The sequence below is a fragment of the Methanocaldococcus sp. genome (genome assembly GCF_024490875.1).
Taxonomy (GTDB): Archaea; AGJL01; Methanococci; order Methanococcales; family Methanocaldococcaceae; genus Methanocaldococcus.
Map to the genome: position 1 here is coordinate 19,963 of NZ_JACCLX010000003.1, position 21,337 is coordinate 41,299.

The 21,337-nt window shown below is 27.3% G+C and carries 26 protein-coding genes; 17 read left to right on the forward strand and 9 right to left on the reverse strand.

What is annotated here, in order from left to right:
* Window positions 1-4: 4 nt before the first annotated feature.
* The 4 genes from HZY31_RS00180 to HZY31_RS00195 are packed head-to-tail and all read right to left on the reverse strand — an operon-like array spanning window position 5 to window position 3,966.
* Window positions 5-595, reverse strand: a complete 591-nt coding sequence (locus HZY31_RS00180) for a hypothetical protein (RefSeq protein WP_297317472.1) — start codon at window positions 593-595, stop codon at window positions 5-7.
* Window positions 585-1,469 carry a phosphoadenosine phosphosulfate reductase domain-containing protein gene (locus HZY31_RS00185; protein ID WP_297317473.1) on the reverse strand — a complete coding sequence of 295 codons (885 nt, stop codon included), beginning with the start codon at window positions 1,467-1,469 and terminating at the stop codon, window positions 585-587. Before HZY31_RS00185 ends, HZY31_RS00180 begins: the two co-directional genes overlap by 11 nt.
* Window positions 1,470-1,481: 12 nt before the next feature.
* The gene (locus HZY31_RS00190) at window positions 1,482-2,543 is read right to left on the reverse strand and encodes a TIGR01177 family methyltransferase (protein ID WP_297317474.1); all 1,062 of its coding nucleotides are present in this window, start codon (window positions 2,541-2,543) and stop codon (window positions 1,482-1,484) included.
* A gap of 55 nt (window positions 2,544-2,598) precedes the next feature.
* Window positions 2,599-3,966 carry an MATE family efflux transporter gene (locus HZY31_RS00195; RefSeq protein ID WP_297317475.1) on the reverse strand — a complete coding sequence of 456 codons (1,368 nt, stop codon included), beginning with the start codon at window positions 3,964-3,966 and terminating at the stop codon, window positions 2,599-2,601.
* An 86-nt stretch (window positions 3,967-4,052) separates the two neighbouring features.
* Between HZY31_RS00195 and HZY31_RS00200 the strand changes: the two genes are divergently transcribed.
* The 5 genes from HZY31_RS00200 (at window position 4,053) to HZY31_RS00220 (ending at window position 6,961) form a co-directional block, all read left to right on the forward strand.
* Window positions 4,053-4,565: a DUF367 family protein gene (locus tag HZY31_RS00200; protein WP_297317476.1), complete on the forward strand. Its 513-nt coding sequence runs from the start codon at window positions 4,053-4,055 to the stop codon at window positions 4,563-4,565.
* Between the two features lie 10 nt (window positions 4,566-4,575).
* Window positions 4,576-4,719 (forward strand): 50S ribosomal protein L40e, encoded by a 144-nt coding sequence (locus tag HZY31_RS00205; RefSeq protein ID WP_010870213.1) that lies wholly within the window; start codon window positions 4,576-4,578, stop codon window positions 4,717-4,719.
* A 225-nt stretch (window positions 4,720-4,944) separates the two neighbouring features.
* Entirely contained in the window at window positions 4,945-5,427 is a 483-nt protein-coding gene (locus HZY31_RS00210; protein ID WP_297317477.1) for a hypothetical protein, read from the forward strand.
* Window positions 5,428-6,132: a 4Fe-4S binding protein gene (locus HZY31_RS00215; protein WP_297317478.1), complete on the forward strand. Its 705-nt coding sequence runs from the start codon at window positions 5,428-5,430 to the stop codon at window positions 6,130-6,132.
* 166 nt (window positions 6,133-6,298) lie between these two features.
* A complete protein-coding gene (locus HZY31_RS00220; protein ID WP_297317514.1) occupies window positions 6,299-6,961 on the forward strand; it encodes a 4Fe-4S binding protein in 663 nt (220 codons plus the stop codon).
* A gap of 155 nt (window positions 6,962-7,116) precedes the next feature.
* Here HZY31_RS00220 and HZY31_RS00225 read toward each other — a convergent pair whose 3' ends face one another.
* The gene (locus HZY31_RS00225) at window positions 7,117-8,295 is read right to left on the reverse strand and encodes a TIGR00375 family protein (protein ID WP_297317479.1); all 1,179 of its coding nucleotides are present in this window, start codon (window positions 8,293-8,295) and stop codon (window positions 7,117-7,119) included.
* Between the two features lie 87 nt (window positions 8,296-8,382).
* Between HZY31_RS00225 and HZY31_RS00230 the strand changes: the two genes are divergently transcribed.
* The 4 genes from HZY31_RS00230 to HZY31_RS00245 all read left to right on the forward strand — a co-directional run bounded on the left by HZY31_RS00230 (window position 8,383) and on the right by HZY31_RS00245 (window position 11,126).
* The gene (locus tag HZY31_RS00230) at window positions 8,383-9,741 is read left to right on the forward strand and encodes a tRNA pseudouridine(54/55) synthase Pus10 (protein WP_297317480.1); all 1,359 of its coding nucleotides are present in this window, start codon (window positions 8,383-8,385) and stop codon (window positions 9,739-9,741) included.
* On the forward strand, window positions 9,725-10,021 hold the full coding sequence (locus tag HZY31_RS00235; RefSeq protein ID WP_297317481.1) for a 50S ribosomal protein L21e: 297 nt from the start codon (window positions 9,725-9,727) through the stop codon (window positions 10,019-10,021). The genes HZY31_RS00230 and HZY31_RS00235 overlap by 17 nt, the downstream gene beginning before the upstream one ends.
* 88 nt (window positions 10,022-10,109) lie before the next feature.
* Window positions 10,110-10,433 carry an RNA polymerase Rpb4 family protein gene (locus HZY31_RS00240; RefSeq protein WP_297317482.1) on the forward strand — a complete coding sequence of 108 codons (324 nt, stop codon included), beginning with the start codon at window positions 10,110-10,112 and terminating at the stop codon, window positions 10,431-10,433.
* Between the two features lie 51 nt (window positions 10,434-10,484).
* Window positions 10,485-11,126, forward strand: coding sequence for a DUF655 domain-containing protein (locus HZY31_RS00245; RefSeq protein ID WP_297317483.1), 642 nt, complete (start codon window positions 10,485-10,487; stop codon window positions 11,124-11,126).
* Here the strand turns inward: HZY31_RS00245 and HZY31_RS00250 are convergent.
* Both HZY31_RS00250 and HZY31_RS00255 read right to left on the reverse strand, forming a co-directional pair.
* Window positions 11,115-11,837, reverse strand: a complete 723-nt coding sequence (locus tag HZY31_RS00250; protein WP_297317484.1) for a metallophosphoesterase — start codon at window positions 11,835-11,837, stop codon at window positions 11,115-11,117. The two genes, HZY31_RS00245 and HZY31_RS00250, sit on opposite strands and share 12 nt — an antisense overlap.
* A 42-nt stretch (window positions 11,838-11,879) precedes the next feature.
* Window positions 11,880-12,341, reverse strand: coding sequence for a 30S ribosomal protein S15 (locus HZY31_RS00255; protein ID WP_297317485.1), 462 nt, complete (start codon window positions 12,339-12,341; stop codon window positions 11,880-11,882).
* Between the two features lie 167 nt (window positions 12,342-12,508).
* Between HZY31_RS00255 and HZY31_RS00260 the strand changes: the two genes are divergently transcribed.
* Together HZY31_RS00260 and HZY31_RS00265 are read left to right on the forward strand one after the other, a co-directional pair.
* Entirely contained in the window at window positions 12,509-13,243 is a 735-nt protein-coding gene (locus HZY31_RS00260) for an ABC transporter ATP-binding protein (protein WP_297317486.1), read from the forward strand.
* Between the two features lie 25 nt (window positions 13,244-13,268).
* Entirely contained in the window at window positions 13,269-14,216 is a 948-nt protein-coding gene (locus tag HZY31_RS00265; RefSeq protein WP_297317487.1) for a SufB/SufD family protein, read from the forward strand.
* Window positions 14,217-14,225: 9 nt separating this feature from the next.
* Here the strand turns inward: HZY31_RS00265 and HZY31_RS00270 are convergent, their stop codons facing one another.
* On the reverse strand, window positions 14,226-15,536 hold the full coding sequence (locus HZY31_RS00270) for an APC family permease (protein WP_297317488.1): 1,311 nt from the start codon (window positions 15,534-15,536) through the stop codon (window positions 14,226-14,228).
* Window positions 15,537-15,646: 110 nt separating this feature from the next.
* On the opposite strand from HZY31_RS00270, the gene HZY31_RS00275 reads away from it, so the two are divergent.
* The 4 genes from HZY31_RS00275 to HZY31_RS00290 are packed head-to-tail and all read left to right on the forward strand — an operon-like array spanning window position 15,647 to window position 18,176.
* A complete protein-coding gene (locus HZY31_RS00275; RefSeq protein WP_297317489.1) occupies window positions 15,647-15,793 on the forward strand; it encodes a Trm112 family protein in 147 nt (48 codons plus the stop codon).
* Window positions 15,794-15,802: 9 nt separating this feature from the next.
* Window positions 15,803-16,324, forward strand: a complete 522-nt coding sequence (gene thpR / locus HZY31_RS00280) for an RNA 2',3'-cyclic phosphodiesterase (protein WP_297317490.1) — start codon at window positions 15,803-15,805, stop codon at window positions 16,322-16,324.
* 2 nt (window positions 16,325-16,326) lie between these two features.
* Entirely contained in the window at window positions 16,327-16,851 is a 525-nt protein-coding gene (locus tag HZY31_RS00285; RefSeq protein WP_297317491.1) for a hypothetical protein, read from the forward strand.
* Window positions 16,833-18,176 (forward strand): hypothetical protein, encoded by a 1,344-nt coding sequence (locus HZY31_RS00290; protein ID WP_297317492.1) that lies wholly within the window; start codon window positions 16,833-16,835, stop codon window positions 18,174-18,176. Before HZY31_RS00285 ends, HZY31_RS00290 begins: the two co-directional genes overlap by 19 nt.
* Before the next feature lie 29 nt (window positions 18,177-18,205).
* Here HZY31_RS00290 and HZY31_RS00295 read toward each other — a convergent pair whose 3' ends face one another.
* Window positions 18,206-18,670, reverse strand: a complete 465-nt coding sequence (locus HZY31_RS00295) for an RNA-binding domain-containing protein (protein WP_297317493.1) — start codon at window positions 18,668-18,670, stop codon at window positions 18,206-18,208.
* Window positions 18,671-18,780: 110 nt separating this feature from the next.
* Here HZY31_RS00295 and tfrA point away from each other — a divergent pair, with 110 nt between their 5' ends.
* Both tfrA and HZY31_RS00305 read left to right on the forward strand, forming a co-directional pair.
* Window positions 18,781-20,403 (forward strand): fumarate reductase (CoM/CoB) subunit TfrA, encoded by a 1,623-nt coding sequence (gene tfrA, locus HZY31_RS00300; protein WP_297317494.1) that lies wholly within the window; start codon window positions 18,781-18,783, stop codon window positions 20,401-20,403.
* Window positions 20,404-20,533: 130 nt separating this feature from the next.
* Window positions 20,534-21,331 (forward strand): 7-cyano-7-deazaguanine synthase, encoded by a 798-nt coding sequence (locus HZY31_RS00305; RefSeq protein WP_297317495.1) that lies wholly within the window; start codon window positions 20,534-20,536, stop codon window positions 21,329-21,331.
* The last annotated feature ends 6 nt before the right edge of the window (window positions 21,332-21,337 follow it).

Here is a 21,337-nt window from a genome sequence, read left to right on the forward strand (position 1 = left end):
AAAATTAAACTTTAATTTCAAATTTTTTAATTTCATCAATATGCATTCTTTCTTTTAAAAACTCTTTTGGTATTAAATATAAATATTTTGGCTCATAAGGTTCTCCTTTTAATCCCAAAATAACTGCATCAATATTTTCAGGATAATTTAGTTTTATAATTTCATTTATCGGATAAGTTTTTTTAAATATAGGATATACTTTGTATCCTTTAAAGTATATTCCATCATCTTTTAACTCCGCCCCCACATTTTTTAAATAATATATAAAGGTTTTTGTAGTTTCATCTAAGTTATCTAAATTATTTAAGGAAATATTTTTTAGTTTATCTGAACTATCTTCTATCTCTATCCTCTTACCAAAGTTTATTTTTACATAGCCATTATTTGAAACATCTTCAATTTTTATCTTCTTTCTCTTAAGTTTATACCATATTTTTTTAAAAAAACCTTTTACTTTATATTTAACCAAAATATAGATTAAAAATACCCCCAATATTACTAAAAATAAAGGTAGCATCAATATAGCTAATATTAATAGAATTAAAAATATTATAAAACCTTCTAAAATTCCCAATCTATAAACTTTAATTTTCATATAAATCCCTCAAAGATTTTTTAATTAACCTTACATATTCCTCCTTTCTTGGAACTACGATAATTTTTTTAGATGGAAGTTTTATTGACGCCCTAAAATTATATTTTTTTGCAACCTCTGTAACTATTTTGTTGTATTTATATAGTTCATTAAATAAATCTTCACTTAATTTTACATCTTCATCAGCATACTGCAAACAACAACCTTCTCTCCAAAAACCAAACTTGTCTCCAACTTCATGTGCCTTTTCTATTTCAATATTGTAATATTTCATCAAATTTAAAACATCTTCATAAGATAATCTTATCAATGGTCTAAAAAATAAAATTTCCTTATCTTTACCTTTACTATACTTTTGAGGAACTGGTGTGAGTTCCATTTTATTATAGACAACTTCTCCATAAACCTCTCTCAAATAGTTCATTACAGCCCCAGAAACTTTTTCAAGAGCAGAGTCTCCCGTCATAATTATTCTAATATCCCTCTCTTTTGCTATATCTACTGCCTTATCTTTCATTATATTTTTGCATATTCTACAAATACTACTTCCCTTAGCCCCTTTAATCCTTTTTAGCAATTCGTTAGTTATATCGTAATATATGACTGGGATATTGTATCTTTGAGAGATTTTTTCAACCATTTTTTTTGAAACATCCCAACTCCATTTATGGTAAAAATGTATTAATGCATCTATTTTTAAATTTAAATCTTCAGCTAAAGCTATTGCAGTTGAAGAATCCTTTCCACCACTTGCCATAACTACAATTTTTTCATTTAATACATTCTTTTCTTTAAATTGCTCAATAATATCTTTTTTTAATTCATCCAAATTATTTAACTTTCTCCTATTTTTTGTCCATTCTGAAAACTCCATATTTTCACTATTCTAAATCTTCCTATAAACATGAATATGCCTTATAAGTCCCTTATGAATGTATATCTTATAAAGACTTTCTAATTCCATATCATTAAGGTCTATTTTTTTAGGATAGGCAAAAACAAAATATCCATTCTTTTTAATGACATCTGGAAGTATTTTTAATATATTTTCAATTTCTCCTTTTTTAGCAGTAGAAATTCCATAAGGAGGATCTGTCACAATAGCATCAACTTCTTTTATTCCCAACTCATTTAAAAAATCTTTTACATATTTAGCATCTAACCTCTTAACCTTTATTACTTTATCTATTAAATTATATTCTTCAAGGTTTATTAAAGTTCCAGAGGACATTCTCCAATCAATATCACAACCAATAAGTTTAGCCCCAATTAATCCCGCCTCAATTAAAAATCCACCAGTTCCACAGAATGGGTCTAAAACAATATCTCCCTCTTTTACTCTTGCTAAATTTACCATAGCCCTCGCTAATTTAGGCAATATACATCCTGGATGAAAATATTTTCTTAAATGAGGTCTATTTTTTTGGAAATATTCTCTATCTCTCATGCCTAATACATTCCCAATAATAAATGAATCCTTTAAGATAACTACTCTAACTAATACATCTGGTTTTGTCAAATTTACTTTAGCATTAGTTTTTAGTTTTATAATTCCTCCTATCTCTCTCTCAATCTTTAAAGAATCTATCTTTTTTGTAAAATCATCTTTATGTAGTTTTAAAACTCTAACGGCAAATGATTTATTTTCATCAATATCTGGATAATATTCTATATTATCAATAAATGATTTAAATGTATTAATAAAATCTTTTGTAATCTCATCTATTAAGTTTATATCCCTATTTTCTAAATTATATCTAAAAATAACTCTATGTCCCTCATCTACATATCCACTTCTCTTAATTATTTCTTTAACTGGGCTATTTTCAGTTAAAACATATCTCTTTAACCTCTCAACATTTCCTTTATATTTATATATGTTCAACAATGCCATAAGTTCTCCATAAGGAAGTTCTTCATACTCTCCACTTAAAACATATCCAAACATATTAATCTCCTAAGTAGTTTTTTGATTTATTATAATATAGTTTTAAATTAAAAAATTAACTTCTATATTTTCCCTCTAACTTTAACATTGAATTTATTGCAATTATTCCAAATATCAGAGAAAAAATTCCAGATGTAAAGTCGCCAAATACTAAACTTATATATATTCCAAATATCCCTAAGCCCAAAATTATTGCAAATATGTATGCATAAGAGATATGACATATTAGAGATCTAAAAATAGCGATTATTAAAGATTTTTCCCCTTTTCCAATACCTTGAAATAACGCTGATGTAGTTAATATAAAAGGAGTAAAGATTAAGTATAATGGAATAATTCTTAACGCCTTAACTAACTCCTCGTGAATTCCCATTGAAATTTTAGTATAGGTAAATAAATACGCTAATATTGGTGCAAATAGAATTATTAAAGAAACTATAACAATCTCCATCAAAACTCCTATCTTTATAGTATAAAAATATGCTGTTTTTAGTTTTTTGAACTCTTTTGCTCCATAAGACGCTCCTATAACTGATGTAGCACCACTTGCTAATCCTAACATTGGAATAAATCCAAATTCAGTTATTCTCAATGCTCCAGTATATACAGCCAAATCTCTACTATCTCCAACTAACATAATTAAATATGTCATTATGAAAAATGATAATGCAACAGTTAAATCTATACATGATGTAGGGAGTCCTACTCTAATTAAGTCAGAAATAATCTTAAAATCTGGTTTAAAATTTTTTAAATTAACGGTAATGTAAGATGATTTTTTTATAAATAATTTATATGAAAGTATCAAAAGAGATATAAAAACTGATAATATTGTGGCTATACTTGCTCCACTAATTCCTAAGTTCAGGTTGTAAATAAATATTGGGTCTAAGATGATGTTTGAAACTGTCCCAACAATGCTCGCTATCATAACAATTTTTGTATTACCCTCTCCTCTAAATATTCCATAAAGAGCGTCGCATAAATTAATTATAATAACTCCTAAAACTAAGATTTTAGAATATTCTACTGCCAAAGTTTTACACAATCCATAGGTTCCCATTAAACTAAATATACTATTAAGATTTGGATAAACTAATATAATAAACAAAATCCCCATAATAATTGCCAAAACAATTCCATGATTAGCCACTTTATTTGCCTCTTTTTTATTTCTTTCTCCTATTTTTCTTGAAATTCCAGAACTTATTCCTATACTTAAACCCCAACTAATTGCATATACACTTATCAGTATAGGAAAACTCGCCCCTATGGCGGCTAATGCATTATATCCCAATCCAGAAACCCAAATACTATCTACTAAACTGTATATTGACTCAATAAATGTAGCAACAATTATAGGCTTAGAAACATAAATAACTGCCTTTTTTGGATCATCTAACAGTATTTTAACATTGTCCATTTGCTATCACCACAAAACAGTAAAGGATAAATATCACTTTCACATTTTAATTCTTTTTACTACACTCTAAAATCACTGTGATAAAAATGCCCAAACTTTTCATATATCACGCAAACCAATGTAATCCAAAAAAATGCACATCTCTAAAAATGGCTAAAATGGGTAAAGCAATTTTATTAAAAAACCCTTATAAAGTTCCAAAAAACTCAATTATTTTAAATCCTTTTTCAGAAAAAGCTATTTCTCCAGAAGATAGAAAAATTGTAGAAAAGTTTGGAATTACTGCCTTAGATTGCTCTTGGAAAGAGGCAGAATTAATATTTAAAAAATTTAAATTTAAGAATCAAAGAGCATTGCCATATTTAATTGCCTGCAACCCAGTAAATTATGGTAAGCCGTGTATGTTGTCAACCTTAGAAGCATTTATCGCCGCACTATATATAACTAACTTTAAAGAGGAGGCACTAAAATTAACTGGATGTTTTAAGTGGGTAGAAACATTTATAAATGTTAATTACGAACTATTAGGAAGATATTCTCAGGCTAAAAATTCAACTGATATTATAAAAATCCAAGAGGAATATTTAAAAAATAAATGAAGGTGAAACAATGCCATTCGAAGAGGCAATGAAAAGATTATTTATGAAAAAAATATGTATGAGATGTAATGCAAGAAATCCATGGAGAGCTACAAAGTGTAGAAAATGTGGTTATAAAGGTTTGAGACCTAAAGCTAAGGAGCCAAGAGGATAAACAAAATATTTGTTATTTTTCAAAATCTTTTTTTATTTTAAAAATCTATATAAACATATTGTTATATATAAATATAATAATCTCGAATTCTGCGTAATATATTAAAAAGACTAAAACGAAATACGAACCGTTAGGTTATTATAATATTCATTCATAACATCTTAATATAAGGTAATAATTTTAAAAATTTAAAATAAAATAAATATTAATAAAGTGGTGTCTATTATGAGGAAACTCCTTACCATCTTATTATTTTTATCAATATTAACATTATCCTATGCTTGGAATGACTGTCCTTTTGGAAAAGTTAATGATCCCTATCCTGGAATGTGCAGAATGTATATAGATACTAATCATGATGGAATTTGCGATCACAGTGAGCCACCACCTACAATTGTAAATAAATTCGTAAATATGTCTTATAAAGATCTAGAATCATATAATATTGAAGAAATCTGTAAATTATATAAGATAGATCCAAAAAGTTTAAAAGAAAAGTTAAAAATAAATGTTCCTAATAATACTAGTTTAAAATATATTGTAAAAAATTATCATATTTCACCAATATTTATAAAAGTTGCAATAGCTGAATGTATTATTGAAAAAAATAAAAATTCATCAAATAAAAACTCATCGTGGATTGATAAAATAATATCTTTCCTATTCTCAACGATAAATTTAAGAGATATTTTACTTGGGTGGTTATAAATGGATAAAATTCAGATATTGAGAAAAATATCTCAAATTTTCTTTTTTATTTATTTTGTTTTCTTAACAAGTTTTTGTTTGTGCTTTTTTGGAATTATTGAAAAATTTATTTTAAAAGGAACTTTTGGACAGTTGATTGTTAAATTAATTATTATTGTTGTTTTAACTTTATTATTGGGGAAGGTATTTTGTGGCTGGATGTGTCCATTGGGATTTTTGTTTGAATTATCCTATAAATTAAGAGTAAAGATTTTTAAGATAAAAAAACTTCCTAAGGTTGATGAGAAAATTCACAATAAATTAATATATTTAAGATATGTAGTATTAATACTTTCTTTAATATTAACTTACTATTTATCAACTTATGCCTTTTGTCAAGTTTGTCCAATTGGATTTTTAACTAATCTTTATGGAACAGTTATTTCTCTTATAATTTTAATTATCTTTTTAATTATTTCTTTCTTTATTCCCATGGCATTTTGTAGGTATTTTTGCCCATTAGGTGCATTTTTATCGATATTTTCAATAAAGCCAATATTTCAACTAAAAACAAATGATAACTGCGTTAAATGTAAGTTATGTGAGTTCAAATGTCCGATGCAAATAAAAATAACTGAAAATCTTGACCAAAAAGAATGCATTAGATGTTTCGAGTGTAAAAGTAACTGTAAAAAAGGAGGTTTATCATTTTCATACAAAAACTAATTATTTTTATGAATAATTGTGTATATTTTATATTTAGAATTATCTAATTTTGTATAACCTTCTTTTTAAATAATTAGTTAAAAATCTTTTTATATAGTATAGATATAAGATTATTTTAATGATTTTGAATTTTTTTATTCCATAAATATGGTGAAAATATGACAAAATTCAAATATTGAGGAAAATATCTCAAACATTCTTTTTTGTAAGGGCATTATTAACAGGTTTTTATTTGAGTATAATAGGTTTTGTTTGGAACTTTATTTTTGGATATGGTAACTTTTCTAATTTTAGAATTATAGCCATTATCTTGGCAATTATTGGTGGAAGAATATTTTGTGGCTGGATGTGTCCTTTTGGATTCTTATTTGATTTAACATATAAATTGAGAGTAAAAATTTTTAAGATAAAAAAACTCCCAACGGTTCCAGAGTATATACACAATAAACTAAAATATTTTAAGTATTTTGTTTTAATTGTAGTTATTGTCTTAGGTTATACATTTGGATTTAAAGTATTTACTGATTTATATTTATTATCTGATTCATTGCTAATTTTATTTTTAATTTTAGGTTTTATTTATCCAAGATTCTTTTGTAGATATGTATGTCCAGTAGGGGCATTGTTAAGTATATTTTCAAAGATTTCAATATTTAAATTAAAATTAAATAAAGATAAGTGTGTTGGTTGTAAATTGTGTGAGAGAAAATGTCCAATGCAGATAAAAATAGTAGATGTTGATAAAATAAACCAGATGGAATGTGTAAGATGCTTTGAGTGTATGAGTGCATGTAAAAAAGAAAGTTTATCATTTTCTTATAAAAAATAATTATTTTAATTTAATAATTTTTATATTCACATATTATATTTAAAAGTAATACTTAACCTCAATAAATTTTCAAAAATTTTAAAATCAGAAAAAATCTAAGATTAATTATTATTAAATACATATTTTTGCTACAAAATAATAAAAAATTTTTAACTCTATTTCAGCCATCTATCTAATGTTATTTCCTCCTTATACCAATCAACTTTTTGTGGCTTGAACGATATTTTTCCATACTCTCCACCACCACCTGGATAGATATATATTCTTCCCTCTCTAAACCTCTTTATAGTTTCAGCCACTTTTGGGTTAATTTTAGATAATTCCTCAATATTTGCATTTATCAATACTTCTATCTCATTACCATATTTTTTAATAAATTCTTTCCATAAACTTTGAACAGTTTTTGTAAATATTCCTTTATTAAGGGTTAAACTTATAATCTCTGCCAATGGAATTATTCTATAATATGGAGGTCTAAATTTAGGATGTTCTATTTTCCCATCACTTAACTCTTCAACTCTACTTAAAACTCCTTTCTTTATACTTCCACCACATCTTGGACATTTCCAATGGTATTTTTTAGCATCCTCCAACTTAAACCTTGTATGGCATTTAGAACAGGCAGTTAAATGATACTTTCCTAATTTTGGGTCTAATCCATAATTGGCAATTATTTTATTATGCTTTATTGCTTTTTTTATTTCTTCAAAGTTATCCTCTATTCCACCTATATAATCAACCTCTATTTGATTAAATTCTCTACCCAATCTGTGTAGATGATAGGAATGAGCATCTGAATTTGATAAAAATGGCAAATCTCTTAGTTCTGGAACCATATCTGCCATATCGGTATCTGCCGATAAACCGAGTTCAACAAAATCTGGTTTTTTTTCATAACACTCGTATATTGAATTAAACGACTTATAAACTGATGTCCACGGCGTAAAAGAATGTGCAGGCCCTATCAAACCACCAATTTCTTTAACGATCTCTAATAACTCTTTTCCACCAATATTTACCTTAGGTCTTCCTTCTGTGTCAATATTCTTAGAGAATTTTTTTAAACTTTCTCTAAGTTCTTCTGCCTTACTTATTGAAGGTAGTAAAATGAGATGATGAACTCTATCTTTATCTTCAATTTCAGTTGTTAAAATTAGTTCTCTATCTTTATATTCCTTTATTTCCTTTAAATATTCTGGATGTGTGCAATCACCAGTTCCAATAATGTTTAATCCTTTCAACTTTCCATACTTTAATATATTCTCTATGTTCATATCTTTTGATGTCCCGCCGGAAAATCTTGAATGTATGTGTAAATCCACATTAGCAATCATATTACCACCTTAAATATATAATTTAAATTTTTATAAAATTAGAATTTAATAAATCGACATAACTATAAAACTACATAGGGCGAGATTATGGAAATAATAAATTATGAAATATATGAAATATTAAAAAAGTATCCACTCTGTGATAGATGTTTTGGAAGATTATATGCTAAGTTGTTACATGCAACAAACATTGAGAGAGGTAAATCTTTAAAATTATATAAAGCATTAGAACTTGAAGCAAAAATAAAAAAATGCAAAGAGGAAGGAATTGACTATAAAGAAGAGTTAGAATTATTAAAAGTTTTAGTAAGAAGTGGTTTTAATAAAATAAGGTTGAAAGAAGTTTTAGATGAAAATATAGAAAAGGAAAACTGCCCTTGGTGTAGGAATATATTTGATAAACAAAAAATTGATAGGTTATTAAATAAAACTATTGAACTTTTGAAAGATTACGATTTTGATACTTTTTTAATTGGAACTCATATACCAACTGAAATTAAAGAACTTGAAAAAGAGATTGAAACAGAATTTATGGAAAGTATAAAACAAGAATTTGGTAGAGAGTTTGGTAAATTATTGGCGGTTAAATTAAACAAAATGCCAAATAAGGAGTATCCAGACATAGTTGTTCATATAAATCCATACACTGAAAATATTTATTTGCAGGTTAATCCATTATTTATAAAAGGTAGATACAGAAAATTAGTTAGAGGGATTCCACAAACAAGATGGCCGTGTAGAAAGTGTAGAGGAAAAGGTTGTGAAGTTTGTAATTACACAGGGAAGAAATATCCAACATCTGTAGAGGAAATCGTTGCAAAACCATTCTTAGAGGCAACAAAAGGAACCGATGCAAAATTTCATGGTGCAGGGAGAGAAGATATAGATGTTAGAATGCTTGGAGATGGGAGACCTTTTGTCTTAGAAATTAAAGAACCAAAAATAAGAAAAATTGATTTAAATAAACTTGCTGAAGAGGTTAATAAAGATGGAAGAGTGGAGATTTTAAATTTAGAATTTGGCAAAAGAGAGGATAAAGTCATAATAAAAAATACTCCTCATAAAAAAACATATAGAGCATTAGTTGAATGTTCTGAAAAAATAAATGAGGAAGAATTAAAACTTCTTGAAAAAGAACTTGAAAATAGAACCATATATCAAAAAACTCCTAAAAGAGTTTTGCATAGAAGGGCTGATTTAGAAAGAGTCCGTAAGGTATATAAAGTTAAAGTTAATAAAGTAGATGACAATCATTTTGAGATGATTATATATTGCGATGGTGGATTATATATTAAGGAATTAATTAGTGGAGATGATGAAAGAACTTATCCATCAGTTTCATCTATATTAAATAAACAATGTATTTGTAAAGAATTGGATGTTTTAAAAGTGCATGATGATGAAGTAAATAATATAGAGGGTGGAAACAATGGTAGAAATGAGTGAAGGATTTAGAAGAAAAACAAGAAAGAAGTTATCAAAACATCCAAGAGAAAGAGGTTTATATCCAATAACAAGAGCTTTAAAGGAGTATAAAGAAGGAGATTATGTCCATATTGTTATAGATCCATCAGTCCATAAAGGAATGCCTCACCCAAGATTCCACGGAAGAACAGGAATTGTTGTTGGAAAACAAGGAAGAGCGTTTATTGTAAAAGTGAGAGATGGAGGAAAATACAAACATATAATTACTTATCCACAACATTTAAGACCAGCAACTGCATAAATTTTAAAAATTTAAATAGATTATTTTGATTTTTATCTATTAATAAACACTACCATTTTGTTTTTCTAATATTATTGAGAGGGAGAGAATGATTGGTAAAAAAATTTTAAGAGAGAGATATGTAACGATCTCTGAGGCATTAGAAATTATGAATGAAAGGGCAAAAATTGGAGAACTGTCTTATGAACAATGTTGTGCATTAGATTATTTACAAAAATTTACTAAGTTAGATAAAGAGACTGCAAAAAAATTAGTTGAAGAATTAAAATCATTAGGAGTAGATGAAAAGACAGCAGTGAAAATAGTCGATATTCTACCCGTAGATATAGATGATTTAAGGGCAATATATTACAAAAGAGACCTTCCAGAAAATGCTGAGGAAATTCTAAAAACTGTTAAAAAATACATTTAATTTTTTTATTGCAAATTTTAATTCATAGATTTAAATAAAGGGTGGAATTTTATGGTTAGAGGACAATATAAAAAAGAAACAAAATTTCCTAAAAAAAACAAGCCACAAAAATTTGAAAAATATGCTTGGGTTTTAGATTATCTACCTTATGGTTATCCTGATAAACCTGATGAGCCAATTGTTCAAGGACTTGGTGAGTATCAATTTTTATTAATGGAGATGATCCCAAAGCCTGATACCGATATTCAATTGGGTGAAAGAGTTTATATTGGTAGAGGGAAGAGGGATAAAATAGACCATGTAAGAAGAATGATAAAATATGAGTATTTAACACCAACTGCTAAGGCAGAACTTTTATATGTCATTATGGAGGCTGTAAAGATGCAGGAACCAAGATTTATAAGATTTTTAAATGAATGTCCCCCAATTACTACAAAATTACATACATTAGAGTTATTGCCTGAAATTAAGACAAAATACATGTGGAAAATAATTGAAGAGAGAGAATCAAAAAAATTTGAAAGTTTTGAAGATTTTAAAGAGAGAGTGGGTAAAGACCCTATAAGAATTATAGCTAAAAGAATAGAAAAAGAACTGTCAGATGATAAAAAAGATAAATATTACTTATTTGTAAAGTGGAAAAAAGGAATAATATTGGATGAAAAAAATATGGCATATTATTTAAAAGAATAAATGTGTTTTTGCAAACTCTTGTAGTTTTTTAAGAGTTCCAAAATTTAACAATCCAATATCAGTTATTCCAATAATTTCAGAATTTAGATAATCTTTTTTTATAATTTTTGATGAGGGAGGATTGTTAATTAGATCATTCCCCGGAGACAGTGGATTAAATGCTGGTAAAACAATATATTTTCTATTTAATAAATAAATTGGAAATTTTATAATTGCTCCTACTTCATCTCTAAGTTTTATTGAAGGATGCTCATGTCCCAAAATCCAATATTTTTTCTCTAACAAATCATTAGAAACTTTTAGATATTTATCTCCGTGAAAAATTAAATAATTATCTAATATGAAATAATCATAAACTTCATAACCAGTAGAAGAAATAAATGTGTCATGATTTCCTTTAATTAAAATAACATTAACATATTCTTTAACAATATCAATAAACTCCTTCAATAATTTAATTTCTCTTGGATAGGGCTTAAAATTATGCTTTATATCTCCATTAATTATTAAATTGTTAATTTTATATTTTTCAATTATTGATAATATATTTTTTACAACAATATCCTTTTGTAACAGTGGAAAATTAGCTCCTCCCTCGTTGAAAAATATATCAAAACCTATATGTGTATCTGAAATAATCCCATAATCTTTATAAATCAAACATCTATCAATTGTTATATAAAAATCTTTAATTTTAAGTTTATTTTTCATAAAATCACTCTTAAAAAATTAAAATAAGAGAATTCATTAACTTTATGCCTGCTCGACCAACAATCTTGCAGTTTCTGGAGTGTATCTCCAATCTGGTGGTAAGACTCCTCTTGACTTGTAGTATTTTACTAATCTTCTAATTTTTGATTCTATTAATTGTAATCCTCTCTTTGAGTGTAAATCCTTCGGATGCTGTTCTAAGTGTTTTCTTAAATTGACTGCTCTTCTCATTAAGTTTAATAAATCTTCTGGAACTTTTGGATATAAGCCATGTTCTTTCATAATTTTACTTATTTTTTTACCAGTAATTAATTTAACATCTGGTATTCCATAAGTGTCTCTCAATATTAAACCAATCTGTGCTGACTGATAACCTTTCTTAGCTAACTCTACTACTAACTGTTCTACTTGCTCCGGTGTGTATTGGACCCATTCAGGAGGTTCTTTCCTGAAGGGTCTCTTTGAACCGGAGCGACCTCTTTTTCTTGCATGCATTCTTGCCATTATTATCACCCGATGGTCGCCAGTCCAAAGAGACCTGGCGTTTTTAACTTTTTATTTATTTTTTTAATAGAAATGTTTTTATTTATGTTGTCAAAATTTATATTTTAACTTTTGTAGTTTTTAATGAAAATCTATAAAAGACCTATTTATAATTTTTGGTGAATACCATGTTATTAAAAGTGGAAGATTTGCATGTTCATAGAGGTAACAGAGAAATATTAAAGGGAATAAATTTAGAGGTAAAGGAGAATGAGATCCACGCCATAATTGGGCCGAATGGAGCAGGTAAATCCACATTGGCATACACAATAATGGGAGTTTCTGATTACAAACCAAGTAAGGGAAGAATTATTTTTAAAGGAGTTGACATAACAAATAAGAGCATTACTGAAAGAGCAAGGATGGGCTTAACCTTAGCGTGGCAAGAGCCCGCGAGATTCGAAGGAATTAAGGTTAGAACATATTTAACCTTAGGTATGAATGAGAAATATAAAAAAGATAAAGAAACTATGGAGCAAAAAATTAGGGAATCTTTGGAGTTAGTTAAATTAGACCCTGATAAGTATTTAGATAGATATGTTGATGAAACATTAAGTGGTGGGGAAAGAAAGAGGGTTGAATTGGCATCCATAATATGTATGGAACCAGATTTAGCTATTCTTGATGAGCCAGATAGTGGAATTGACATTGTATCATTTGATGAAATTAAAAGAATTTTTGATTATTTAAAAGAAAAAGGATGCTCTTTATTGGTTGTTACCCATAGAGAGGAACTTGCAGAGAGTGCTGATGTTGTTTCTTTAATTTGCAATGGAGAAGTTATAAAAAGTGGAGATCCAAAGGAAGTTGGAGAATTTTACAAGAAAAATTGTGGAAAATGTTATAAATTTCAAAGAAATTAAAATTTAAAGTGTATGGGGGATTAATATGGTTAAAGAAGAATTGATGGAAATAATGGAAGCATTAAAATATACATCAGATAATCCTGAAAAAGTTGTTCATGGAATAGGTCCAAGAATTATAGTTAAAGAAAATAAAATAATAAATATTGAAAGATCTGAGGGAATTATATTGGATGGAAAAGAAGAAGGAGATAGGTTAAAAGTAAAGATGGTCGTAAAGAAAGGTTATAAATTTAAAGAACCAATACATATGTGTTTTGGTATTACTAAGGAAAATGTATCTCAAATTATAGATGTAGAAATTGTATTAGAGGAGAATAGTGCTATATCATTAATGTCTCACTGTTCATTTTTAAAGGGTAAGGGAATTAAGCATATTATGAATGGAGTTATAAAAATTGGAAAAAATGCAAGATTTTCTTATAATGAGTATCACTATCACGGTATGGAAGGAGACATTTTAGTAAAACCAACAGTAAAAGTAGAAATTGACGAAGGGGGAATATATACTTCAAACTTTACCCTAACAAAAGGTAGAATTGGTACATTGGACATTTATCAAGAAATTGATGCTAAAAAGGATGCTATAATTGATATAATGACGAGAACTTATGCTATAAAAGATGATGTGGTTAAAGTTGATGAAATAGTTAAATTAAATGGAGAGAATGCAAAGTGTATTATAAAAAGTAGAGGAGCGGCGATGGATAACTCTAAAATATCCTTAAAGTTAAAAATTGAAGGAAATGCTCCATACTGTAAAGGACATATTGATTGTGCAGAAATTATAAAAGGAAATGCAGAGGTTGAATCAATTCCAATACTCGTTGTTAGAGATGACAGAGCGAGAATTACACATGAAGCGGCAATAGGTAGCGTTGATAAAAAACAGTTAGAGACATTAATGGCTAAGGGATTAGATGAAGAGGAAGCAACTGAAATAATAGTAAAAGGGATGATTGGAGATTTATAGATAACAATTTTATATTTTGGAAGTTATTTTCATATTAAAGAATGATCTGTTAGTCATTTTTCTATAAATTATTTCAAAAATTAATGATCCCATAAGGGTTACTATTATACCATAAAATGCAAATTTATTATTTATCCATTGATAATATAATAAAATTAAAAAAACACTTAAAACCACAATAAAACTAAAAATAACTATCTCTTTTCTACCTCCTACTTTATCAATAAGAATATAATGGGAAATTATAACAAAGAGATAAATTATTATAAATATGGCACTAATTATTGAAGCTACACCTTCCATATTAAACAATAATGCAAACAATAATCCTAAGGCTGAAGTAATATAAAGCCCCTCTGTGGAGTTAAACCACACCTTTCTCTCAAAATATTCTGGAAGTTCTCCATTTTTTGCTAAGGAATATGCTACATTAGCTCCTCCATATATTGTTGCATTCATTGCAGATGAAATTGAAAATATTGCCCCAATAGATATTAATAAAAATCCTAATTCTCCTAAAAATGGCTTTGCTGCCACTGCTAAAGCATTTTCACTTGCCTTAATTAATTCATCTATTGGTAAATTTCCTATCGCTGAAATGGCTACTCCAACATATACGCACATTACTATAAATATACTTATGAATATAGCCCTTGGAACATTCTTTGTAGGATTTTCAATATGCTCTGAAGCATTTGTTATTACACCAAAACCCATATAAGATAAGAAAAATATAGCAGAAGCAAATATTGTTCCGTATATTGAAGATAATGAAATGTTAGGAATTAAATAGGATATATGTAAAGTCATCAATCCAGCAAAGATAAATAATCCTAATATTAACAGTTTTATTAAAACTATAAAAAACTCTGCCCTTCCAACTGTTTTGGAGCCAAAAAAGTTTAATGCTGTAAAAAACGCTACAATACCAATTTCACAAATAGATACATTAAATTTAGTTATTGGAGCTCCTATAAGAGGTAAAAAATAACCTGCAAAACCCTTTGCAAATAAGGCTATTGAAACAACATAACTCATCCAGAGTAAAATACTCAAAGCACCAGTTATTATATTATCTCCAATAGCCGTATGTATGTATGCAATAGGTCCAGCGTTTGAAACTATCTTAGATCCAAGTTTTGTATAAGAATATGCTACTAAAAGAGCATAGAATCCAGATAACATAAATGTTTCTGGAAGACAGTTTCCTGCTATTTTAGCACCTACTCCAAATATAGAAAATATACTTGCTCCAATCATAACTCCAACAGCCATAGATACGGCTTCCCATAAACTAAGTTTTTTATTTTTTATTTCCATATTATGCAACCTCTAAATTAACTTTATAAAATATAAAATTAATAATTTATATTTTATATTATTAAATTATATAAAATTCTTTTTAGTTAAAATATTAATTTGGTGGTTTTATGAATTGGATTGAAAAATATATAGAAATATTTCAATGTCCTTATTGTAAGGGAGATATATATTTGAATAAAGATAAATTAATATGTAAAAAGTGTAAGAGAGTTTATGAAATAATTGAAGGAATTCCAGTATTATTAAGATATTAAAGTGATAAAATGAGATTGTTTATAGCAATAGATATTCCAGAGGAGTTAAAAGAAAAAATTAGCAATTTCCAAAAACAGATAAAAATGAAAGGAATAAAATTAGTTGAAAAAGAAAATTTACATATAACAGTAAAATTCTTAGGAGAAGTTGATGAAAATCTACTGAATGAAATATTAAATTTAGATTTATCAATCAAACCTGTAAAAATAAAATTAAATCAACTTAATGTCTTTCCAAATATGAATTATATAAGAGTTATATGGATTGGGGCTTATGGAGATAATCTTATAAAAATCTTTGAAGATGTTGATAAAAAACTGGCGAACTTGGGATTTAAAAAAGAGAGGGAATATGTTCCCCATTTAACAATTGGTAGAGTTAAATTTATTGAAAATAAGAAACAACTAAAAGATAAAATTGAGAAATTCAAAGATATTGATTTTGGTGAATTTGAGGCTAAAAAATTAAAGTTGTATAAATCAACTTTGACACCAAATGGACCAATATATGAAGTCATTAAAGAGTGGTAGTAATGAATGAAAATCAGCAAAAAATTCATTATATTATAAATTTATTGACAAATGGTGATAAGAGAAAAGGTTTAAGGCAGATAGTTTTGTTTGCCCTAATCTACTATTTTATAAAATTAAAGGTTTTTAAAGATTATGACTATTCTCCAACCCCATTTATGTGGGAAGATAAGATAAAATTTATAAATATCTCCTATGAAGCGTTAAAGGATATAAATTTTTTATTAGATACTGGATATTTAAATGAAATTCTTATGTCAGTTATAGGAGTAAATGAATTTATAGTTGGGTATAGTATTGGAAAAAAAGTTGAATATAAATTTAATATTGAAGACAAGAAGGTTATTGATAGATCTCTATTAGAAGAAAATGGTAAAATAAAAAATATTGAAATTACTGATAATGGTATCATAATAAAATCCAAAGATGGAGATAATGTTGAAATAAATATCACACAAATAGATAAAATTAAGTATAAATCAAGAGAATATAAGATGAAGGTATCATTATGGGATACAAAATTGTAAAGATAGAAAAACCAAGAGTTATATTAACAGAGTGGATTCCATTTGGAAAAAACTATATGACCGAATTTATTGACAGAATTACATTAAAGGAGTATCAAAAAAAGAGAATAAAATATTTTACAACTTCAAAAAATAGAGAAGTAATAAATAAATCTATTTTTGAAACATCTGAATATCAAACAACAGTAAATATTATTGATTTCATTCCAGAAACTTCTGTAAAATTCACTGCTGAAATAAGAGGAGAGGCAAAAAAAGATTTTTTTATATATGTTGATTACCTTGGAAGATGTATATATTCCTCAGAAATTTTTAAGGCAGAAGAAGAAGAGAATTTTATAAGTTTAGATTATCTATCCTTTATTTTACCCGACTCAATATTAACATCTTCAAGAATAATGTCTCATTTAATAGCGGCATCTCAGAGATATCTCTTAGAAACTTTATATGGAGAATTGAAAGTTTATAAACATGTTACAATTTTAACAGAGACAAAAATAAACATAACTGAGGAATCTTTACCCGAAATTAATCAAGTTATAGGTCAGGTAAAAAATATTATTAATATAGATGATAGTTTAATAATCTTTGGAGATTTTGGAATATTAATTTCAAGTCCAAATCCAGAGAAGTTTGAGAGATTTATATGTTATTATCCATTCATAAGGAGTATTACAGGAGTTTCAAGAGATTTGTTTTATAAATTAAATAGTATTGCCTCAAAGTTAGAAATTATAAGTAGAACTCTCGAATCAGGAATAAATTTGGAAAAAATTGGAGATATTAGAGGAGAGTTAAGTAGAATAGATAGAGAACTGTCAGTTATAGAAATTGTCTGTGGATATTTAAAAGAGATTATTGAATTGTTAGATAATAACTACCCTCCCAACTTTGGAGATTTTGACCTAATGCTCTTAGAAAAGGTTGAGGCAGAAAGAAAAATAAAACGACTTGTTTATAGAATCATCGAAATAGAGAATATCTTAGAAAGTAATGAAAAATTGGCTACAAGTTTAACAAGATTACTAACAACGATATCAGAAGATTTGGAGAGAAATATAGCAAACCAATTGGCTGAAAACACAAAATATCAAGTAGCCATTGGAGAGGCAATGGAAATTCTTGAAATTGGAATCTTTGGTGTCTATGCCTTAGAAGCGACTCATGTCTTATTAATAACTTCTGGGAAAGAGGAAATCTTAGAGCATTTTAAAATATTAGGATTTCCACTAAATTTTTGGATAATGGTATCTGTTATAATTCTTGGAATTTACATTGGGAAAGTATGTATTGAATATAAGAAGAAGAAAGCTTTAAAACAGTAACTCAATAATCTTAAAATTTGGTTCAATATTTATTCACTCTTTTTAAATTCAGTTTCTGTATTATTAGTTTCTTTTACAGTTTCTAATTCATCCTCATTAATTATAACTCCTCCTTTTGTTCTTGGAGCAATGTCTTTTATAATTTTTATAATATCTTCATTTTTATCAGCAACTATTTTTACAAAAATTCCTCCATGTGTATCTATGTCAAAATTTACCGCCCCTACATAGGCAGCTTGCTTATTTAAGTAAAATTTAGTTGAACTTTCCATAATTCCTTTTTCTAAAACCATTCTTGCAGTGTCTAAAATTGCCTGCCGTCTCAAAATTTCTTTAAATTTCTCTACATTCTTAGTAACTCCTTCCCACTTACCAAATTCATCCTCTCCTTTAACAAAATTAAGTTTTGCCTTTGGAAATATGTTTAATATTGCCTTTTTAACTTTATATTTATCCTCAGTTGGCTTTACCTTTGCTTTAATTATAACATCCATTATTATCACCTTAAAAATTTCATTTATTTTCCTATTTTTGTTTGATAAATATTAAAATTTAGATAACTTATTTATGTTTATTTATCCTTAATCTTATTGTTGGTGATAAGATGAAAACTGATATTCTAATTATAGGTGGAGGAGGTTCAGCAGTTAGAGCGGCAATAGAATGTAGAAATAAAGATGTTATAATAGCAGTAAAAGGATTATTTGGAAAAAGTGGATGCACAGTAATGGCTGAAGGAGGTTATAATGCAGTATTTAATCCAAAGGATAGTTTTAAAAAGCATTTTTATGATACAGTAAAAGGTGGAGGATTTATAAATAACCCTAAATTAGTGGAAATATTAGTAAAAAATGCTCCTAAGGAACTTTTAAACTTAGAAAAGTTCGGCTGTCTATTTGATAGGGATGAAAATGGTTTTATAGCTCAGAGACCTTTTGGAGGGCAGAGTTTTAATAGAACATGTTACTGTGGAGATAGAACTGGACATGAAATAATGAGAGGTTTGATGGAATATATATCAAAATTTGAAAGGATTAAAATCTTAGAAGATGTTATGGCAATAAAGTTAATTGTAAATAATAATAGATGCTATGGAGCTATTTTTTTAGATTTGAAAACTGGAGATATATTTCCAATATTTGCAAAGGCAACAATATTGGCAACTGGAGGAGCTGGACAACTCTATCCTGTAACATCAAATCCTATTCAAAAGGTTGGAGATGGATTTGCTATAGCATATAATGAAGGAGCTGAACTTATAGATATGGAAATGGTTCAATTTCATCCAACTGGCATAGTGGGTTCAGGAATCTTAGTTACAGAGGCTGTGAGAGGAGAGGGAGGAATACTATATAACAAAAATAAAGAAAGATTTATGGCAAGATACGACAAGGAAAGAATGGAGTTATCCACAAGGGATATAGTTGCAAGAGCTATTTATAAAGAGATTCAAGAAGGTAGAGGAGTTAATGGAGGAGTTTATTTGGATGTATCCCACTTACCTAACGAAGTTATTGAGAAAAAATTAGAGACAATGCTTAAACAATTTTTAAAGATTGGAATTGATATTAGAAAGGAGCCAATGATTGTCTCTCCAACCGCTCATCATTTTATGGGAGGTTTGAGAATTAATGAAAAATGTGAAACTAATATAGAGGGATTGTTTGCTTGTGGAGAAGTTACTGGTGGAATTCATGGGGCTAATAGATTAGGAGGAAATGCCTTGGCAGATACTCAAGTTTTTGGTTCTATCGCTGGAAAATCAGCAAAGGAATTCGTTGAAAATTGTGAATTTGAATATATTAATGTAGAGGATTTAATTAAAGAATTTAAAGAAGAAGTAAATGACTTAGAAGGAAATTTAAATCTTTACAATTTAATTAAAGATTTAAAAAAAGTAATGTGGGATTATGTATCTATTGTTAGATGTGAAGAAGGTTTAAAAAAAGGTCTAAAAAAAATTGAAGAAATTGAAAAAAATATAAAATATGTTAAAGTTAGTGGAATAATTGACATGCAAAAATATTTTGAATTAAAAAATATGATTACCGTTGCTAAATTAGTTACAAAATCAGCCTTGTATAGAGAGGAAAGTAGAGGAGCACATTATAGAGAAGATTATCCAGAAAGTAAAGAAGAATGGAGAGGAAATATAATTATAAAAGATAATAAAATATGGTTTGAAAAGGTAGATTATGATGTTGATGAATATTTAAAGAGAATTTAAAAAAGGTTTGGCTCAGCTGCGGGAGTAGTCATCATATACAAATCAGATAGCGAAATTGTCATCATCGCCAAATATTAGAAATATTAATCTATTAACTATTTATAATTTTATATAAGTTTAGGTTATAAATATGGAAATAGAAAAAATTATTGAAGAAAAAATAAATAAAAAATTGATTGAATTAAGATTAAAAAATTCTTTGGAAATTTTAGAAAAATTAAATTTAAATAATAATGTAAAATATGCTTTAAAAAATATGCTTTTAAGGAGATTAAATGGAGAAAAGGATTTTTATAAAATCTCTATTGAGGAAGAGAAAAAACCAAAATCTGTAATTGCATTCAGTGGTGGAGTTGATAGCACAACATCCTTAATAATTGCCAAACAAATATTTAATGTAAAGGCTGTTTCTTGCTATTCAAAATATATAATAACTGATGATATGAAAAAAAATATTAAAAGTTTGGCTAAACATTTAAAGGTAGATTTGGAATTTATAGACATTGATTTAGAAGATGTTTATAAAAAGGTTGTTGAGGGGAGATTTCATCCCTGCGGTAGATGTCACAAAATCATTGAAGAATCTGTTTTAAATTATGCAAAGAAAGTTAAGGTAGAATTTGTTATATTTGGAGATTTATTAGCGTTTGGATATCTATCACTATATAAGATAGACAATAATATTTTTAGGTTTAATTTACCTTCTTTTTTTGCTCTAACTAAGGATGAAGAAAGAGAGATATTAAAAAATAATAAAATTTTTATAAAATCATCTTATGGTTGCCCTTTGCTAAAAGTTTATCATAAATACAATAGAGGATATAAATTTTCAATCCAAAGAATATTGAGAGAAGTCAGAGGGAGAGTTATTAGTGAAGAGGAAGGATTTAAAAATATAGTTGAACTTATTGAAAATTTAGAGGATTAAAAATTA

Bases quoted from the DNA above. Each gene is read 5' to 3' on its own strand.
- HZY31_RS00180 (WP_297317472.1), bottom strand. From the start codon at position 595: ATGAAAATTAAAGTTTATAGATTGGGAATTTTAGAAGGTTTTATAATA.
- HZY31_RS00185 (WP_297317473.1), bottom strand. From the start codon at position 1,469: ATGGAGTTTTCAGAATGGACAAAAAATAGGAGAAAGTTAAATAATTTG.
- HZY31_RS00190 (WP_297317474.1), bottom strand. From the start codon at position 2,543: ATGTTTGGATATGTTTTAAGTGGAGAGTATGAAGAACTTCCTTATGGA.
- HZY31_RS00195 (WP_297317475.1), bottom strand. From the start codon at position 3,966: ATGGACAATGTTAAAATACTGTTAGATGATCCAAAAAAGGCAGTTATT.
- HZY31_RS00200 (WP_297317476.1), top strand. From the start codon at position 4,053: ATGCCCAAACTTTTCATATATCACGCAAACCAATGTAATCCAAAAAAA.
- HZY31_RS00205 (WP_010870213.1), top strand. From the start codon at position 4,576: ATGCCATTCGAAGAGGCAATGAAAAGATTATTTATGAAAAAAATATGT.
- HZY31_RS00210 (WP_297317477.1), top strand. From the start codon at position 4,945: ATGAGGAAACTCCTTACCATCTTATTATTTTTATCAATATTAACATTA.
- HZY31_RS00215 (WP_297317478.1), top strand. From the start codon at position 5,428: ATGGATAAAATTCAGATATTGAGAAAAATATCTCAAATTTTCTTTTTT.
- HZY31_RS00225 (WP_297317479.1), bottom strand. From the start codon at position 8,295: ATGATTGCTAATGTGGATTTACACATACATTCAAGATTTTCCGGCGGG.
- HZY31_RS00230 (WP_297317480.1), top strand. From the start codon at position 8,383: ATGGAAATAATAAATTATGAAATATATGAAATATTAAAAAAGTATCCA.
- HZY31_RS00235 (WP_297317481.1), top strand. From the start codon at position 9,725: ATGGTAGAAATGAGTGAAGGATTTAGAAGAAAAACAAGAAAGAAGTTA.
- HZY31_RS00240 (WP_297317482.1), top strand. From the start codon at position 10,110: ATGATTGGTAAAAAAATTTTAAGAGAGAGATATGTAACGATCTCTGAG.
- HZY31_RS00245 (WP_297317483.1), top strand. From the start codon at position 10,485: ATGGTTAGAGGACAATATAAAAAAGAAACAAAATTTCCTAAAAAAAAC.
- HZY31_RS00250 (WP_297317484.1), bottom strand. From the start codon at position 11,837: ATGAAAAATAAACTTAAAATTAAAGATTTTTATATAACAATTGATAGA.
- HZY31_RS00255 (WP_297317485.1), bottom strand. From the start codon at position 12,341: ATGGCAAGAATGCATGCAAGAAAAAGAGGTCGCTCCGGTTCAAAGAGA.
- HZY31_RS00260 (WP_297317486.1), top strand. From the start codon at position 12,509: ATGTTATTAAAAGTGGAAGATTTGCATGTTCATAGAGGTAACAGAGAA.
- HZY31_RS00265 (WP_297317487.1), top strand. From the start codon at position 13,269: ATGGTTAAAGAAGAATTGATGGAAATAATGGAAGCATTAAAATATACA.
- HZY31_RS00270 (WP_297317488.1), bottom strand. From the start codon at position 15,536: ATGGAAATAAAAAATAAAAAACTTAGTTTATGGGAAGCCGTATCTATG.
- HZY31_RS00275 (WP_297317489.1), top strand. From the start codon at position 15,647: ATGAATTGGATTGAAAAATATATAGAAATATTTCAATGTCCTTATTGT.
- thpR (WP_297317490.1), top strand. From the start codon at position 15,803: ATGAGATTGTTTATAGCAATAGATATTCCAGAGGAGTTAAAAGAAAAA.
- HZY31_RS00285 (WP_297317491.1), top strand. From the start codon at position 16,327: ATGAATGAAAATCAGCAAAAAATTCATTATATTATAAATTTATTGACA.
- HZY31_RS00290 (WP_297317492.1), top strand. From the start codon at position 16,833: ATGGGATACAAAATTGTAAAGATAGAAAAACCAAGAGTTATATTAACA.
- HZY31_RS00295 (WP_297317493.1), bottom strand. From the start codon at position 18,670: ATGGATGTTATAATTAAAGCAAAGGTAAAGCCAACTGAGGATAAATAT.
- tfrA (WP_297317494.1), top strand. From the start codon at position 18,781: ATGAAAACTGATATTCTAATTATAGGTGGAGGAGGTTCAGCAGTTAGA.
- HZY31_RS00305 (WP_297317495.1), top strand. From the start codon at position 20,534: ATGGAAATAGAAAAAATTATTGAAGAAAAAATAAATAAAAAATTGATT.